General features: G+C 42.0%; 11 protein-coding genes. 5 read left to right on the forward strand and 6 right to left on the reverse strand.

Annotated elements, in window-relative coordinates; genetic code table 11:
• Positions 1-12: 12 nt before the first annotated feature.
• The 3 genes from Q4549_RS17650 to Q4549_RS17660 form a co-directional block, all read right to left on the reverse strand.
• Positions 13-2,250, reverse strand: a complete 2,238-nt coding sequence (locus Q4549_RS17650; RefSeq protein WP_303557229.1) for a glycoside hydrolase family 9 protein — start codon at positions 2,248-2,250, stop codon at positions 13-15.
• A 308-nt stretch (positions 2,251-2,558) separates the two neighbouring features.
• Positions 2,559-2,951 carry a YadA-like family protein gene (locus Q4549_RS17655; protein ID WP_303553744.1) on the reverse strand — a complete coding sequence of 131 codons (393 nt, stop codon included), beginning with the start codon at positions 2,949-2,951 and terminating at the stop codon, positions 2,559-2,561.
• 671 nt (positions 2,952-3,622) lie between these two features.
• A complete protein-coding gene (locus tag Q4549_RS17660; RefSeq protein ID WP_303553745.1) occupies positions 3,623-3,979 on the reverse strand; it encodes a hypothetical protein in 357 nt (118 codons plus the stop codon).
• 229 nt (positions 3,980-4,208) lie between these two features.
• On the opposite strand from Q4549_RS17660, the gene Q4549_RS17665 reads away from it, so the two are divergent.
• Positions 4,209-5,087, forward strand: coding sequence for a LysR family transcriptional regulator (locus Q4549_RS17665; protein ID WP_303553746.1), 879 nt, complete (start codon positions 4,209-4,211; stop codon positions 5,085-5,087).
• A gap of 17 nt (positions 5,088-5,104) precedes the next feature.
• Here Q4549_RS17665 and Q4549_RS17670 read toward each other — a convergent pair whose 3' ends face one another.
• A complete protein-coding gene (locus Q4549_RS17670) occupies positions 5,105-6,127 on the reverse strand; it encodes a YcjF family protein (RefSeq protein ID WP_303553747.1) in 1,023 nt (340 codons plus the stop codon).
• Positions 6,124-7,539: a YcjX family protein gene (locus Q4549_RS17675; RefSeq protein ID WP_303553748.1), complete on the reverse strand. Its 1,416-nt coding sequence runs from the start codon at positions 7,537-7,539 to the stop codon at positions 6,124-6,126. Before Q4549_RS17675 ends, Q4549_RS17670 begins: the two co-directional genes overlap by 4 nt.
• Before the next feature lie 353 nt (positions 7,540-7,892).
• On the opposite strand from Q4549_RS17675, the gene Q4549_RS17680 reads away from it, so the two are divergent.
• From Q4549_RS17680 to Q4549_RS17690, 3 genes are all read left to right on the forward strand, one after another.
• On the forward strand, positions 7,893-9,125 hold the full coding sequence (locus Q4549_RS17680; protein ID WP_303553749.1) for a MalY/PatB family protein: 1,233 nt from the start codon (positions 7,893-7,895) through the stop codon (positions 9,123-9,125).
• Between the two features lie 689 nt (positions 9,126-9,814).
• Positions 9,815-11,533, forward strand: a complete 1,719-nt coding sequence (locus Q4549_RS17685; protein ID WP_303553750.1) for a carbohydrate-binding module family 20 domain-containing protein — start codon at positions 9,815-9,817, stop codon at positions 11,531-11,533.
• Positions 11,534-12,179: 646 nt separating this feature from the next.
• Positions 12,180-13,094: a radical SAM/SPASM domain-containing protein gene (locus tag Q4549_RS17690; protein WP_303553751.1), complete on the forward strand. Its 915-nt coding sequence runs from the start codon at positions 12,180-12,182 to the stop codon at positions 13,092-13,094.
• A gap of 336 nt (positions 13,095-13,430) precedes the next feature.
• On the opposite strand, the gene Q4549_RS17695 is transcribed toward Q4549_RS17690, so the two are convergent.
• Positions 13,431-14,588, reverse strand: a complete 1,158-nt coding sequence (locus tag Q4549_RS17695) for a 3-phenylpropionate MFS transporter (protein WP_303553752.1) — start codon at positions 14,586-14,588, stop codon at positions 13,431-13,433.
• Between the two features lie 298 nt (positions 14,589-14,886).
• Here Q4549_RS17695 and Q4549_RS17700 point away from each other — a divergent pair, with 298 nt between their 5' ends.
• Positions 14,887-17,058 (forward strand): bifunctional 2',3'-cyclic-nucleotide 2'-phosphodiesterase/3'-nucleotidase, encoded by a 2,172-nt coding sequence (locus tag Q4549_RS17700; RefSeq protein ID WP_303553753.1) that lies wholly within the window; start codon positions 14,887-14,889, stop codon positions 17,056-17,058.
• Positions 17,059-17,206 lie beyond the last annotated feature (148 nt).

A 17,206-nucleotide genomic window follows, 5' to 3' on the forward strand; every position in this document is an offset into this window, starting at 1 on the left:
ACCTTCCGCTCCCTAACCGCGATCCCCTTGTGCCCCTGGGTCAACTGGCGCCACGGGCGCACCTGGGTCAACTGGGTCAACTGGGTCAACTGGGTCAACTGGAGCTATTGGACCTGCGGGCTCACTTCCCCAAATTATCTTGCCTTCAGCATCGTAAAGTACAATGTATTCAGCAGGGCTAAAGCTTTCTGCGTTTAAGCCTTGGCTTGACGGATCGTTAGTAAAATCCCAACCGCTTTGAACGTAATCACCCATGTATAACTCTAATTGAGCGCTTTTTTGACTGTCGCCTACCGGAGAAATTACGCCTCCTAAGCCCTCAATATAATACAAGCCATTTTCACTTCCCCAAGCATGTAGTGGGAAGCTTTTGTTCAGTTGGTTCGAGTCATAGTAAGCCGATACCACTAATTGCTCGGCACTAAAACCTTTGGCTATTTCATCGCTCATATCAAAGTAATAGCGAAAACGGATATCGCTTAATTCTTGAGGAGGGTAGGCCGTTTCATTAGTTAGGCGCAGGTTGATTAAAGCGCCAGAGGTATTGCCGTTACCACTAGGGTAAGCAATTTTTGCATCTATTCTCGCTCCGCTGTTGCCACGCGCTTCAGGGGTAGGGAAATCAACTAAACCTTGGCCACCATATAGATCTACCATACCGGCTAAAGCGCCGGTAAACCCTGCATTCATATCGGTGGCTACTTCTGTCATTGGGAAGTCAGCGCGATCACTTGAGAAGTTGTCGTTATCATCAGGCCCACCCGCTAATGCACCATACAAAATGTGTTTGGGAATAGTGGGGTTGTTAATATCATTGGTGCTGCTGCCATGCGATGAGCGGTGGTGTGCTGCGGTTTGCCAGTTGTCGCCGTAACCCACCATGTAGCTAATTTTGTATGGGTTATCACCCAAAATGTAGTTGATTTGATTGGTGGCGAAGTCGGCGAGTTGTTGCTGAAAACCAAGTTGTTGCTGAGTCTTGTCTAAATGGTTTCTATGAACCAATGCAAGCATAGCGGCCATTGCCGATGCGCGCGCAGAAGCAAAACCATCCAGATAGACCATGCCACCGGGAGTATAACGTTTGTTATTTAGCATTTGCTCTAGGTAGTTAGTGCTATGCAGCTGGTAGTCATAAAAGCCGTTAACGCGGTCGCTAGCGCTAAGGCTTGAGTCTTCAAGATAGCTATCTTGAGTCGCAACGGTTTGCATTAAATAATAAACCGCGTTACGAATGTCGTCCCAAGCTGGGTACCAAGCAAAGTGACCGGTGTTGTCGGCAATCGCGGTATAGCCGGCTTCTGCCTTATGTAAATAGTCGACTTTTTGGGTCGCCAAATATAACCAACCTGCCGCCCACGGGATCTCATCTTTAGCCCCAGACGTTGAGTTATAGTAGCTTTCTGCGTAGTTGTTCCCTAGGTCGTCTACCAATGATTTGGTGTAAGTGCCTGGGTTACCGTTGCCATTGTGATCGAAGTCTTTAGTGGCATAGGCGAAGCTAAATAGTTGCTCTGCATGTTTAAGTAGCTCGGCAGCATATTCAGCATCTTTGGGGTTGTTGATGCTGTTTTTCTTAAAAATGATTGAGGCAATAGTGAGTGCTGCAGCAGTTTGCCCCACCAAATCGGCGCCCGGTTTTTCTAAGGTAAGTTTTAATGCAGGGCGGTAGCTTTCTTTGCCATGAAGGCGTTTTAACTCTGGCCCTTGAACCTCTGGTGGAGCCCACAAAGAGTGATCTATTTGGCCATCACCCACTTGGGCGTAAAATTCGTTCTCTGCTACGTGCGCTTTAAGAAAGTAATCACTTACCCAGCGCATGTTATCGAGTGCATAAGGGAGCTGGCCTGATTGTTCATAAGCATCCCAAAACTCCAAAATACCCCAACCAAAAACACTGGCAGAAAATGCCATCGGTAAACCAAACTTAACGTGGTCGCCAGCATCACTCCAACCACCGGTTAAATCGAGCGATATTTGCTGTTTGAATTGGTTGTATTGGCCATCATCTAAATAAGAATCGCCGCGCCATTCTACTCGGTTGGGTAAAAAGCCATTATGGAGGGGGTTAGCAAGAAAGTTGTTATCTTGGCGAGGAAGGGGGCCAGAGCGTTGGGTATCGTAAAAGTATACGGATTTTTGTAGTGCTTCGGCGTAGTTATGATTTGCGTCGACGGCGTATAACGAGAAGCTACACATAGTGAAACAAGTACTGATAATCGCAGGGATTACCTTCGGTAAAACCGACATTCGAAAACTCCTTTTAATAGTTCAGCCCCAATATTATTGACGCTAATAGTGATACAAATTTACTTTGTGCTATTAAAAAGAAAGCTTATTGATTTTTTTGTTTTTAATGGTATGGGTTTATTTTTAGGCTTGCAAGAATTAGTTTCGACTAAACGGCTGATTGAAGTCATTGAGGTAAATTAGCGGGTGTTTTTTAACGCGGAGTTAACAAAAAGGTCTTATAGATGAGATGATTGCCTCTGCTCTTTCTCGGTTTATCTCAAAAAGAATAAGAGTGAGCAGCCTGGATTAGCTGCTCACTTAGTGGTTTAGCGGAAGCTGTAAGTCACACCTGCGCCAGCCATGGTATCTGATTGGTTGCCACCTTTACTGGTTTGAGAGTGGCTTAATGAACCTCGTAACATCCATTGATCTTCACTGCCAAAACTGTAGCCCGCGCCTAGTGCGATCGCGTTTGAACCATTAAACGACGCAACACCTACACCTACGCCAGCACCACCATTAAACTGCATTTGACTCATGGCGCTACTCATTGCCACACCATTCGATAAACGGCCTTCCATCACATCAATTTTATTGTCTAAGCGATTTATATCTTGCTGAGTTTTAGCTTGTAAGTTTTCAATGCTTAAGCGGTTATCTTCAATAGAGTTTCTATTGGCGTTAATCGATGAGGCATTTTTGCTGATGTCGGTGGTCATTTTTCCCGCAGCGCTTTCTGCACTGCGATTCCAGTTAGACTGCTCTTTCTCTGCTTCAGCGTTCCACTTACGTTGCTTCTCAACTTCGGTATGAATTGAGTTTCGGTTGTTACCGATTTCGTCGCCAGCACCTTTGCTTATCTCATCTAAGCGACTTTTGTTGTTTTCACCCAGTTTTTTATTATCTGAAATGTCTTTAGTGTTTTTATCAACGTTTTCGCCGATGCTTTTTTGCTTGTCTTCAATTTTGCCAATTTGCTTGTCTTGCTGGTTATTGCGGTCTTTCTCAGCGTTAATAGCATCTTTGTTTTTGTTTATTTCGCTGCTGTTTTTATCAACGTTTTCGCCAATGCTTTTTTGCTTGTCTTCAATTTTACCAATTTGCTTGTCTTGCTGGTTGTTGCGGTCTTTCTCGGCATCAATAGCATCTTTGTTTTTGTTGATACCGTTGCCGTTTTCTATTGAGCGCTGTTGGTTGTTATCTGCTTGGTCATTCCTACGATCAACTTCACCTTGGATTATCTTGGCGTTGGCATCGATCCCTTTCGCAGTGTCTACTCGGTTAGCATTTGCACTGTTAATCGCATCTTTTACCGTGATGTCCTTACCCTGTTCATCTTGTCCAATTACTGTGTTGTTATCTACATTGGGGTCATTTTCTACAAGGTGAGTTAGCCGTCGGCGACGAGCGATGAATGTAAATCCTGGGCTTGGCCATTTTTGAATTTGGCGTAGAAACCGCTGGCTGTTTCTATATCGCTAGCGTTGATGGTGCCATCGGCGATGCCTTTTACATACTCTGCCGCTATGGCGTGTTGCTTAGGTCGTGTGTCTGGACTGCCGTCCATGTACTCTCGCAGATTGTCTCTAACTGACTTGTCTGCAATGCCAGCGATAACCTGCGAAGATGCAGACCCAATTGAGTCTTCAATTATTGAAGGTAAGAACATTTCTTCGCTTTCAGTAGCGAAAGATGCTGTTGACAATAAAGTACTTGAAAGTGCTAGAGCAGTTAAAGTTTTTTTCATGGTTTTCTCTCTTAGTTATAAGGCCTCCTTGGCGGATTGATTGATAGTCATTTATCAAGTTTTGTTTAATGTTTTAAAAGTCAATTAACAAAGCGCGTTTGGTGAATTTAATTGTTTATCACTGCCCGTTTTTGTTTACAGGGGCTATTCTATTTATCTAAAAAAAATGCAACACTTTTATGAGAAGGGGATTACCCTGTTATGAGCGTTTAAGCGAAAAGGAGAGCCTATGAGTTTGTCTCTAGAGCAATTAGCGGCTTTTGTTGCCACAGCAAGATCGGGAAGTTTTAAACAAGCAGCGGAAGATTTGCAGAAACACTCGACAACTGTTGGTGAGCAGGTATCTAACCTGGAAATAGACCTAGGTTTGAACTTGTTCGACCGGCAAGTGAGAAAACTTACATTGACGACAGAGGGTAATACTTTGTTGGCGTATGCGGATGCAGTGCTAAATGAAACCAAGCATTTTCAAACAAAGGCTGAATCATTACAGGCTAAGGAGCCTGATGTTTTCCGTTTGGCAGTAGATACGACCATTAGTAGTATTGATTTGGCTCGCTGCTATAAAACGGTTTCTGATACCTTTCCTGCTCTAGAATTCAATGTTAAAAATGGTGACCCGTTTCAAGTATTGGAATGGGTGAGAAATGGCGAGGCTGAAGTCGGCGTGCTGACGTCTAACTTTATGTTTCATAAAGATATTACCCAAACACGTTTGTTCAATTTTGAAGTGGTGAATATTCTTGCTAGTGATTACCAAACTAGTGATGCATTGTTGCCCGACCAAGAGGTGAGGAACATTACTCAAATAGGTTTTGAATTTATTCGAGATGGCCAAGTGAGCAAACAACACTTAATTAGTAATCATATTTTCTACGCAAATAACGTTAATGAAATCATCAAAATGGTTATCAATGGTTTAGGTTGGGCAAGGGTACCGAGGTTTATCGCTGAACCCTTTATAGATCAGGGTTTACTAAAAACATTTAAAATTGAGAGTAATCAACATAGTGAGTGGTTTGTAGAAGCGATTCGACGTACCAATTATTACGCCAATCCGGTGATTAAGTTGTTCTTAGAGGAAGCTAAAAAGCTCCCTCACCGATAAGTTTTTATATGTTAGCTTCAAGCACTCAGTTTTTGTTTTACTCTTTCAATCAAAATGCTCTTGAGTTGCTTGGTTTTAGGTTTGTTATTTAAAGTCCATGGTACTGGCCTGCATTGTTCCATGGTTTTGAAGCCTAGGCGTGCAGTAAGTAAACCTGCGCCAATACCTTGTGCGGCTTTACCCGAGAGCTTTGCAGTAAGCTCGGCACCTAACAGGTCACTGCCCACATCGGTGATCACCTCGCTTGCGGCGGCATAAATCATATTGGCAAACACCGATTTAATTAAGCGGATCCGGCTTAAGTAGCCCAGCTCAATGCCGTATATTTGAGCCACTGACTCAATCATTTTTATGTTACGCCAAAAAATGATAAGCATGTCTACCAAGGCTAAGGGGCTTATTGCCACTAGCACTGCGGCTTCGCCAGACCATTTACTTATGGCTTGTTTAGCACGGTTATCTAAAGGTGTTAGCACGGTGTCGCTGTACAAGCTGACTATTTCACTACTGCTATGGCTGTCGTTTAGCCAGTTTTTCCAGGTTAGGTATTCTTGGCTATCACTTAAGCCTTGTAGCTTAGCGAGGTTTTCACAATAGGTTCTGGCTTTGCTGCTGTCGCTAGTTGCTTGTTCTAGGTAATGTTCGCCAAGTTGATGCTCTTTTTGGAACTTTTTTAAACGGCGTAATTTAGCCAACTCTCTCACTGCAATGGTCAGTAATCCGCCCACAATACTGGCTAATACTACGCTATAAATGGCGGCGCGAGTGGGCGAGCTTTGCCATAGTTCAGCAAGGCTTAAGGCGAGTTCACCTATTGCAATAACGACGGCTGCGCCAAACCCATATTTTAACCAAGGGCTGGTTTTTTGTGGCGTGAGCTCTATATCTAAGGGCTCTAGGTCGGCAATCTCGGGATCTTGTTGCCAATCTGTATCGTCGATGACTTGTTTGCTGGCTAGGGGCGCTTCTTCCTGATTGAGGGGAGTGTTTGCATCTTGTTCTGCGTTAAGCACTTGGCGTTGTTTAATCGGCGGATTCATTTAAATTTATCTCCTAGCAAAAACTCAATGGCTTGGTCGATGCGAATATGGGGTAACGCTTGATAAGGGCTAGCTTGCGGCGGCTGGAATGGGCTAAATTCAAACCCTTGTTGCTGCCAAAATGTGTGTTTGGGCAAACTGGCCGGCACTTCTCCGGGAAACAAAGTGGTTAACTGCTGGCTATCGACATCATTTTGTAAAATGCCCTTAATTGCGTTAATGGTGTGGCCATTGAGTTGGGCTTTGCCTGTTTGGGTGGCTTTGATAGACGCCAGCGCCATAATCTCGGTATTAATGCCTTCAAATTTTACGTGGCGTTTTCCTTCGGCAACCACTTCGCCGAGTAGGTTTACCAAGCGTTGATGCTGCTCGGGGGTTACGTGATCCGCTTTGGTAGCGGCAAACAACAGTTTATCTATTTTTGGGGAAAATAAGCGCCTCAACACCCCTGATTGACCGTAGTTAAAGCTATGTAGAATTTGGTTTACTGCTAGCTGCATATCGCCAAAACTATCGAGACCGCTGTTTAGTGGGCTAAGGCAATCTACCAATACGATTTGGCGGTCAAACTTTACAAAATGCTGTTGATAAAACTGTTTCACAACATGTTCTTTGTAGTATTCGAACCGCTTAACCAACAAGGCCAAATTGCTGTTTTTATTGGTTACTTTTGCCTTAGTAAGTTCTGGTGAAATGGGGAAAAAGGCGAGTACGGGCGCACCGGCTAATTCTCCGGGCAATACAAAGCGGCCAGGTTGAATATGATGCATGCCTAGCTCGGCTTTGCATTGATGCAAATAATCTGTGTAGTGCTGGGCTATGTCTGCGAGTTGGCTTTCATCGGCATTATCGTTAAGCGCTAAGGCTTGAGCCATTGCTTGCCATTGCTCGGCTAATTGAGCTTTGCGTGAATCTTTGAGGCTTAAAGCAATATGCTCACACCACTGGGCGTAATTCATATTTAACAGCGGTAAATCTAATAACCATTCACCAGGATAATCGACAATATCAAGATTAAGCGTGGCGGTGTGGTTGAGTTTTCTCCATACCAACGATTGCGGCTTGTAGCGCAGTTTTAATCTAATTTCACTTACCCCATGAGTTGGCGAGGGCCAACGAGGAGGCTGGCTTTGTAGCGCATCCATTCCGCCTTGATAATCAAAACTGGCTAAATGTAAGTGAGGTTGTGGAGTACGTTTCGACCCCAAAAAACGGTGATCACGGGCTAGTTGCCAGAGCGGCAATTGGTGGTTTTCGGCTCCCAATAATAGCTGGTTAACTAAAGAGGTGATGAATGCCGTTTTGCCTGCGCCACTTAAACCTGTTACCGCTAGGCGCAACTGTTTATCCATGGTGAGTTTGGCTAAGTCATCGGCTTTAGTTTTGATGCTCGATAGTCGAGAAAGATTCATGAATGCAGCAACAACCTTTATTAGAGTGATTAATAGTCAATATCGGGGCGAAGTGAGCAAGAATCAAGTTAGCAACAAACGGCACTGGCCTTGCTCAACAATGCCTAGGGGGTAAATGTATCAAATATTAACAAATGATTAGATTAAACTTTGTTCATGTTGTTTTGAGTCAATGGCTTTGTGTTGTGGGCTAAAGCGTTGCGCTGTTGGTTGTCTGCAGATACTTGGGGGTATTTATTTCGAATTAATTGGAAATATATTTTGACATTCTAGTCTTGTAAATCTATATTTCTGGAATATTCGAAATAATGGTTGGTCACACACCGTATTAACGCCACTAAACGGAGAAACACATGTCTGTATTTAACGATTCATCAAACTATGGTGAAAACAGCTTTATTAAAAACAAAGCCGAGATGCTCAATAATTTTTACGGTACTAGCGATGTTTTTCCTTATTGGGTTGCTGACATGGATTTTCAGGTAGCAAAACCGATTAGCCAAGAGCTACAGCGCATAGTGGAACGTGGCGTTTATTCTTATGAATTTAACGAAAGCGCAGTATTTCGCGCATTGTCGGCTTGGTATCAAAAACGTCATAATTTACCCCTGAATGAAGCTAATTTTACACAAGTGCCCGGAGTGTTGTCGGGTATCGCTCTATTGCTGCGTCAGTTTACGCAAGAGGGTGATGGAGTATTGATCCACACTCCGGCTTATCATCAGTTTGCTAACTTAATTGATAAGGCAAATCGCAAGGTCGTGAAAAGTGAATTAGTAAGCGATGGTTCTCGCTATCAAATAGACTTTGAGGATTATGAGCGCCAAATTGAGCAACACAATGTTAAAGCTGTCATCTTCTGTAATCCACATAATCCAACTGGCAGAGTGTGGAACAAAGCTGAATTAGCCCAGTTAGTTGAGATTTCGCAGCGCCATAATGTTCTGCTAATTAGTGACGAAATCCATTCAGACATTATTTATTCTGGCCAAGGGTTTACCAGCTTAACGAGCTTTGATTATGCCAACGTTATTGCTTTGATAGGCTCGCCTGCTAAAACCTTTGGTATGCATAGCATTGCTAACGGGTATATCTATAGCAATAACTCAACGCTGCTGGCTAATGTTAAGCAACAAGTAGCGGCATTGTATCTTGATCATGGTAATGCCTTTAGTGCGTTTGCCACTGTTGCAGCCTTTGAAAAAGGCGAAACATGGTTAGATGAAATGCTGGTTTATTTAGAGCAAAGTGTTAGTTGGATCAGTGATTTTATTGAACAATATATTCCCCAGATAAAAATGTACCAGCCTGAGGGGACCTACCAAATTTGGTTTGATTTTTCAGGCCTTGGTTTACCGGAAGAACAATTGAAAACCTTAGTGTTTAAAAAGGCCAAAATGGGTTTGACCCCAGGAAGTTGGTTTGGTGCTGAAGGTGTTAACTTTATGCGAATGAACATTGCGACTTCTCGTGAAAACATCATGGAGTCTTTTGGATTACTCAAGAACGCGCTTGAGGGAGTTAAGCCAAACCAGTGCAACCTAAAGGCTGCTGGTGAGGAAAAACCTAGACAATCTTGTTGTTAATGACCCGCAGAGGCCTGTTTTATTGCAGGCTCTAGCGCTCAGACTCTAGTGGTATTTCATCCCATCTCAATGCTGGAATACCTGAACGACATAAGCTCTAGTTTGGCAGAAGTACGCAGTTTATGTCGCTTAAATGCGCACACTGCGTCGATCCCATTTGTATGGTGATTGCGGAATATAATACTAACAAAGGGCGTTTTTTAGGGTTAGGTGCTTTTAAGGAGGCGTGTTGTTTACTCAAACTAAACGTTACTCTGGTTTGTCCAGTGTCACAAATGTAAGCCAGAGATAAGCCTTATCACACTGTTGGCTCACACTTTAGAACATCCTTTTTTCCCTCCATTGACACCAATCCATGAGTTAGTAAATTACCTCGTGTTGATGTTTTGTTGATTTTTATCGGTTTCAGCAAGGCGTTCAACAACATTTGTAACATACGCTAGATTGACCTCAAGGACTGATGATTTGCGCAGGAATGGTGGGGATCTCCACAATACCGACAGTATGGTTTTATTGGTGTTCATGTGAGTGACTGACGTGATTTTATAAATAGTAAACACCAAACTTCACCTGAGCTAGGTATTGATGCTCCTATTGTTCTGAAAGGTACATTTAAACTAAACGCGCATTCTACTAATCGGTCTTTGTGTTCATTCAATATAGTAATCAAGGGAAAGGATATACTAATAATGAAATGTAAAACCAAAGCGAATGCAATTAATACGTGCCTACTTGGCACCTCACTGGCTGTGTTCTCACAACTGGCTAGTGCAGATGTAATTTTACATGCATTTGATTGGCGATATTCAGACGTTGCCGCTAGAGCAGCAGAAATCGCAGAGATTGGCTATACCAATGTATTGGTGGCGCCACCATTAAAATCTGATAGCAGTAACTCACAGTGGTGGGCCCGTTATCAACCACAAGATTATCGCGTGATTGACAACAACCGTGGTAATAAAGAAGATTTTCAAAACATGATTAACGCATTGAATGCTCATGGGGTTAACACCTATGCAGATATTGTGATTAATCAAATGGCCAATGAGCGCGGTAATTCTACCTACTTCCCTGGCTCAGAAACGCTCAGCGAGTATTCAAATAACAGTGAGTACTGGAATCGACAAAAATTGTTCGGTGATCTAAGCAATAACTTATTTACCCCCGGCGATTTTCACGATGGTTTCTGTATCACTAATTGGACCAATGTTTGGGAATCAATGAACGGCCGTATTTGTGGTGGTAATGGTGACCCAGGCTTACCCGATTTAGATCCAAGTAACTACGTGCGTGAGCAACAACGCAACTATGTTCAAGCCATTAAAAACATGGGCGTAAGTGGCTTCCGTATTGATGCCGCCAAGCACATGACGACTTGGCACATTAACCAAGTGTTTAACGATACTATTAAACAAGATATGTACTTGTTCGGTGAGATTATTACTGGTGCTGGTGCGGGTAATGCTGATTACGATACTTTCTTAGAACCTTATTTACGTGAAACTTCACACAGTGCTTATGACTTCCCACTACTAAAAACACTACGTGATGCATTTGACGTAAATGGTAGCTTAGAGGCATTAGCCAATCCTAAATCTTGGGGTGGAGCGATTGACGGCATCCGCGCCTTAACTTTCACCATCACCCACGATATTCCAAGTAATGACGGTTTCCGCTATCAAATTATGAGTGAAGGCAATGAACATCTTGCTTACGCTTATATTCTTGGGCGTCAGGAAGGTGTGCCAATGGTATTTAGTGATGCAACTGGTGTTGACGGTGGTCGCTGGGTTGATGACTACAAACAAGATAACTTGAAAGCTATGGTGAAGTTCCACAATGGCGTTCAAGGGGCCGATGAAGAGGTATTGTATACCGACCAGTGTGCAATTGTTTTACGTCGTGGCCAGGCTGGCCTACTAGGTATTAACAAGTGTGGCTATGATAAAGACATTAGCGTTAATGCGAGTAACTTAAATCACTCTAAAAACTATGTTGACGTATTCACCGGCTCAAGCTTCCAAGCAAGCAGCAGCAATTATACCGTTAATGTACCTGCTGGCTCAGCAAGAATGTGGTTAGCAGAAACGGGTGTGATTATTGACCCAACAGGTGACGTTAATGTGAGCTTTACCTGTAACAATGGTAATACCAACATGGGTGATAGCGTTTATGCGGTAGGTAATAATAGCGCATTAGGTAACTGGCAAGCAGCCAATGCAGTGCAGCTAAGCCCTACGAGTTACCCAACTTGGACAGCCACTATTAAGCTTCCTAAATCAACAGACATTGAATGGAAGTGTATTATTCGTAACGAAAGCGATCCTAGCAATGTGATTCAGTGGCAATCGGGTGGTAATAACTCAGTTAATACTGGAACGGGTGCATCAACAACCGGGAGTTTTTAATCTCCTTGATGCTTGTTAGCGAAAATGTAGAAACTTAAGCGAGAGACGCTAGCCAATAAGCTGGTTTATCGAGCAATTACGTTTACATTATCGCGCTAACATTGATTTAAAGATAACAAAATCCGAGTGTGCTTAGTGGCTCTCGGATTTTTTATAGGCGTGTATCTAGGAGTCAGCGCTTTGTTCAAGCTGCTGCTCACTGAACTGCCATTACCTCACTAACTCTCCCTCTCTTTTCTCTGATGATTTAAATGGTTAAATTGTACATATTTTCCTAAAGGAGTATTAGAAGGTGAAACTCTTACACTCAAAAGTGAAGTGTTTAAATTATTTTTTAAGGAAATCTTTAACTCCCTGAAGAGGCTATCTATTATAGATGATGTTGGATGTACTAGTTGACATTGAGGATTATTGTGTAAATTATTTTAATAATATGGAACATTTTTGATCTTGGCACAGATTATAGAAAAATATAAAGTTTAAAATAGTAACCTTGTTGAGATAGCTAATGAATAGATAGAGTTGATAATTATTTAGATTTGTTGTGTGTAGAATTGGTATTCCAGTAAAATTTATTCTAGCTATTTACTCTAGTGTTTTAAAAAGTATTTTACTATTCTTAAGTTAATTTAAATAGAAGGAATCTATGATAGAGCCCAATATAGAAGATGTTAAGAAAACATTGAAAGAACATGACTTTCCAGTAGATGTTATTGTAGAGGTAACAAATTATTGTAACTTAAGATGTATTATGTGCCCATACCCTGACTTAACAAGATCTAAAGGGAATATGGAATTTTCTATCTTTAAAAAAATTATTGATGAGATATCAGAAGTTAGCCCGAAAACAAGGGTTTGGTTAGCGATAATGGGGGAGCCCCTGCTCTTAGGTAATAAACTGATCGATATGATTAAGTATGCTAAGAGTAAGAACGTTCAAGTCAATCTGAATACCAATGCAGTTTATTTAGATTCGGAATTTGGCCAGAATATCCTAAATTCTGGAGTAGATTACATCATCGTAAGTATTGATGGAACATCTGAAAACTCATACAGTAAAATACGGGTAAGGGGCGACTTTAATAAAGTAGTAGATAATGTATCAAAGGTTTTAGAATATAAATCTAAAAACTCAAAAATAAGAACCGAAATTGTGTCGCAGTTCATCGTGATGGAAGAAAATGAACATGAAGTAGAGGAGTTTAAGAAGTTTTGGCTATCTAAAGGGGCAATAGTTAAAGTTAGGCCAAAATTGGGCTGGGGAGATGCTGTCCAAGCAAGCCATTTGGAACAAGTAAGAACTGAAATTGAGCGATTCCCATGTGCGTGGTTGACTAGAACCGTGTCGATACATTGGGATGGTACATTTTCTCAGTGTGATGCGGACTACGAAGGAGTTTATAGCCCAGGAAGTTTATTAAATAACAGTATCAAGGAGATATGGGATAATAAAATCGCCAAAAGAAGAGCGAAACATTGGATTGGTGACTTTGATTTTGAACCTTGTAAAGACTGTAATGATTGGTTAGCTGGGCGCTCGTATTTTTATCATCCCGAATAAGGGGAATAATAGCGAGGTTAATGTTATTATTTATGGGTGTTTATTATTCTTATTGCGGTTTTTAGTGTTTTAAAGCGTACGGAATTTAATGGGTTTACTGAGCGACTTGTATATATGGGATGTTAATTTTAACAATGGTTTATTTTTTTATTAATATTGCGAGATTGGCTAATGCTTAGAATAGTGAGTCAGGGTAATATAATCTGCGCTATAAGAGCTATTAGATAGTCTATCCTATTCTGTGGGTTCTTCATTAACAAGCTAAGGTATTTATATCAGCTTATTAAGCAGGGTAAGGCTCAGGAGTAGCCATTACAGCTTATTCTTGAGCGTACCTTAATTGTTTTTGACCGAACGTGCGTTTAGCAATAGCAGCGGTATTGCTAAGGCGGATAAACCACCCATTATTAGGAATACACCAGAGCCCATTGGTTCGTATAAAGCACTGCTCAAAAAGGTGAGTAGCGCAGTCCCCATGTTTAAGGCGATGGCTGAGTACAACGCTTGTAGTGGAATAGCCTGAGAGCTTGGCGCTTCTGAGGCTATGTACTTAATAGCCGCCAATTGGGTTAGTGCAAAAGTAAGGGCGTGCATGCCTTGCGACAACATCATTAATGGCAGTATTTCGGTACTACCAAATATTCCCCAACGTAATACGCCACCTATAGCAGCAAGCAAAAACATTTTGTTGGCATTCCAATGCTTAAACCATTTACTGCCAAAAATAAGAATGCTCATTTCGAATACCACGCCAATCGACCATAAATAACCAATGGTCGATTCTGCATATCCAATACTTTTCCAATACAGTGTGCTGTAGGCGTAGTAAGCGGCATGTGAGCCTTGGATTAAAGCGGTGACAGTAATAAACAGCAGAGTGTTTTTTTGTTTTAGTACCGCCCATAAGCGGTGGTTAACGGGTTCGTTTTCACTGGTTTCATCCACCAAAGGTGAAGCAGGGGTGAGTAAACTAAGGCCCCACATTAATACTAGCGAGCCGATTGTGGCATACAAAATGAGCGAGTGAGAATAATAGGTGAGCCCAATACCCAGTAGCGTAGATGAAACAATAAAGGCGATAGAGCCAAATACTCTAACTCGACCGTAATCTAAGCGTAGTTGGCTAACCCATTTGGTGGCAACGGCATCACCTAAGGGAATGAGTGTGGCAATAAAAAAGTTTGCCGCTAGGGTGAGCACCGTTAGCCAGAAATAACCCTCTAACCAACACAAACCTGATACCACTAGAATGCTGGCGAAACTCACCCAGCGGATCCCTGGGAGCAAGTGTTTAGCCGATTTTATTCGTGGCATAAGTAACATATTGCCCATGAATCGAGCCAGCATACTAAAGCCTAATAACAAACCAATTTGGCTAGGGTCTAAGCCTTCACTTTCTAACCATAAGGCCCAAAAAGGTAGAAATACTCCCCAGGCAAAGAATAATCCTGAAAAATACAAACTTATCCAACTGGCTGCTTTGGGTTTAATCACTTTGCCGAACCTTATACTGCTTAGTGGCCGCATTATAGCCTTTATCTCCAAATAACATAGCGGATATTAAGCGAGATTTAGTCGCTAGTTTGCATCACCGTATTGATATTGATTTGATGGTTTTGTGTGGTCGGTTCTATGTAGGGTACGCAACTAGGCTTTCTAGTCGCTATAGCTGGTGATGTCACTAATCTAAAACTTATATTTCAAAAATACTTTATTTATCAATTAATAAAACTGAAATGAGCTCTACATAAGGTGTAGTCGTTTTTTACACTACCTTAACTTAGAGATTGAAATGGATAATCATTTTCCGCTAAAAAAGATGTTGATTGCTTCGGCCATTGCTGTGAGTTTAAGTGCTTGTTGGGATAACTCTAGCAACAATTCTTACAATGAATTGTCGATGGAGCTTCGTTTAATGGAAACGACCGACCTCCACTCAAATATGAAACCTTACAACTACTTCGCCTCTCCAAAAGACAATGCCTTAGGTCCTCAAGACTACGGTCTGGCTCGCACTGCGGTGTTGATTAAAGAAGCGCGAGAAGAAGCCCAAAACAGCATGTTGTTTGATAACGGTGACTTAATTCAAGGTAGTCCGATGGGAGATTATGTCGCTAATTTAGGTACCTCATACTTAGAGAGAAATATTCATCCAGTGTACAAAGCGATGAATTACTTAGCTTACGATGTTGGGAACATTGGTAACCATGAGTTTAACTATGGTTTAGATTATTTAGCTGCGGCTATCTCGGGAGCTAACTTCCCTTATATTAATGCCAACGTTTATCAGTTTGAAGGGAAGCAAACAACTAACAATGTGACGATTAATGAAGAGACCTGTGCGGTAGATATTGATAAGCACTTTGCTGGTAATTACGCTGCTTTCTTTGAGCAATTTGACCCTTACTTTACCCCCTATGAGATTCTAGAGCGTAACTTTACCGCTACCAATGGCACTACTCATTCGGTAAAAGTAGGGGTTATTGGTTTTACGCCACCTAATATTCTGAACTGGGATAAACGGTACTTGGAATGTAAGGTGATGCTGGCAGACATTAAAATGACTGCTGAGCATTATGTTCCCAAAATGAAAGCGGAGGGCGCCGATATTATTGTAGCGATTCCTCATTCTGGTTTGTCGGGTGGCGATCGTGATGGCGAGTTTATGGACAATGCTTCTTGGCAGTTAGCTCAAATTGATGGCATTGATGCTTTAATGTTTGGCCATGACCATAACAACTTCCCAACCGATAGTAATACTTATGACGGGATGGAAGGTGTAGATGCGCCCAACGGCAAAATATTTGGTAAGCCAGCGGTTATGCCGGGATTTTGGGGGAATCATTTAGGTGTGATTGATTTAACCCTAAGAAGCTCCAATGGAGGGGAAACATGGTCGGTTAAATCGAGTAGCGCTAGTTTACGGGCACTTAAGGATGACCCCAACCTGCAAGATGAAATGATTAACTACTTTGTCAGTTCAGATCACGATGGCACTTTAGATTTTATGGCTGAAGAAATTGGTAACATTGACGAGCCAATAAACAGTTATTTTTCAGCCGTTGAATCAGACATATCAGTGCAAATTGTAAACGAAGCGCAGTATTCACAAGGCTTGGCGTGGCAAGAGGATGGCGTGTTAGATGCAAGCATTACTATGCTATCGGTTTCCGCTCCCTTCAAAGGTGGTCGTGGTGGTAGAGAGGATTACACCAATATTGACGGTGATGCGCTAACTCGAGCCAGTGTTGCTGACTTATATGTGTTTGATAACAATACACCAGCGGTGCTTGAACTGACGGTGGCAGATCTTATTGAGTGGATGGAAGTAATTGTTGCTCAGCAATATCAAACCGTAGCAGAAGACGGCGACAGGTTATTGCACCAGCAATTTCGCAGTTATAGCTTCGATGTGTTTTTCGGTGGCTTTGATACCGATGGAGAAAGCTTGTTAACTTATGACATCGATGTAAGCCAAGCCCCTCGCTACCAAGTAAACGAATTAGGTGAGTTGGTATACGATGAAAATGGCGAGTTAATTCAAACCAATAGCCGCCGTATTGGCAATGTTCAATATGCTGGTGAGAATTTAGAAAACCAACTAACTAAAAAGCTGTACGTGGTAACCAACAACTACCGAGCTTCGCAAAGTTGGATGCCGGGCGTTGCTAACGCCACCGTCGCTCATGAAGATGAAGTAGAGTCTAACCGCGATTTAGTTAATCACTACTTGAATGCTAAATCGAACGATTTAAATGACCCTAGTGATATTTTGGAGTTTCCAAATGCTCACAACTTCACTTTAGTTGGCCCTGTTGGCCTTAGTGTTGAGTTTCTATCATCACAGTTGGAAGCCGCAGAAGGTTTTGCTAACCAGTATTTGCCGCGGGTAACACCTACGCAAGAGTTTGATGATGTAGCTGATAACGAGGGTTTTAGAGTGTTTACCTATACCTTTGATTAAGGGCATGTAATGACTTAAAGGTTTAGCCCCAAGTAAAATAGTAAAGGCGCACAGAAGTGCGCTTTTTTTGTAAGAAAGTTGCCAAAGGCTAGTCTAGTATTATTGTAGAACCTACGGTTTTTTATCGTTAAGTAAAGCAATAAAGGGA

The sequence above is a fragment of the Agarivorans sp. 2_MG-2023 genome, from assembly GCF_030548085.1.
Taxonomy (GTDB): Bacteria; Pseudomonadota; Gammaproteobacteria; order Enterobacterales; family Celerinatantimonadaceae; genus Agarivorans.

Excerpts from the sequence above, each read along its gene's own strand:
- Q4549_RS17665 (WP_303553746.1), top strand. The coding sequence starts at position 4,209 with ATGAGTTTGTCTCTAGAGCAATTAGCGGCTTTTGTTGCCACAGCAAGA.
- Q4549_RS17660 (WP_303553745.1), bottom strand. The coding sequence starts at position 3,979 with ATGAAAAAAACTTTAACTGCTCTAGCACTTTCAAGTACTTTATTGTCA.
- Q4549_RS17675 (WP_303553748.1), bottom strand. The coding sequence starts at position 7,539 with ATGAATCTTTCTCGACTATCGAGCATCAAAACTAAAGCCGATGACTTA.
- Q4549_RS17670 (WP_303553747.1), bottom strand. The coding sequence starts at position 6,127 with ATGAATCCGCCGATTAAACAACGCCAAGTGCTTAACGCAGAACAAGAT.
- Q4549_RS17685 (WP_303553750.1), top strand. The coding sequence starts at position 9,815 with ATGAAATGTAAAACCAAAGCGAATGCAATTAATACGTGCCTACTTGGC.
- Q4549_RS17690 (WP_303553751.1), top strand. The coding sequence starts at position 12,180 with ATGATAGAGCCCAATATAGAAGATGTTAAGAAAACATTGAAAGAACAT.
- Q4549_RS17700 (WP_303553753.1), top strand. The coding sequence starts at position 14,887 with ATGGATAATCATTTTCCGCTAAAAAAGATGTTGATTGCTTCGGCCATT.
- Q4549_RS17655 (WP_303553744.1), bottom strand. The coding sequence starts at position 2,951 with ATGACCACCGACATCAGCAAAAATGCCTCATCGATTAACGCCAATAGA.
- Q4549_RS17650 (WP_303557229.1), bottom strand. The coding sequence starts at position 2,250 with ATGTCGGTTTTACCGAAGGTAATCCCTGCGATTATCAGTACTTGTTTC.
- Q4549_RS17680 (WP_303553749.1), top strand. The coding sequence starts at position 7,893 with ATGTCTGTATTTAACGATTCATCAAACTATGGTGAAAACAGCTTTATT.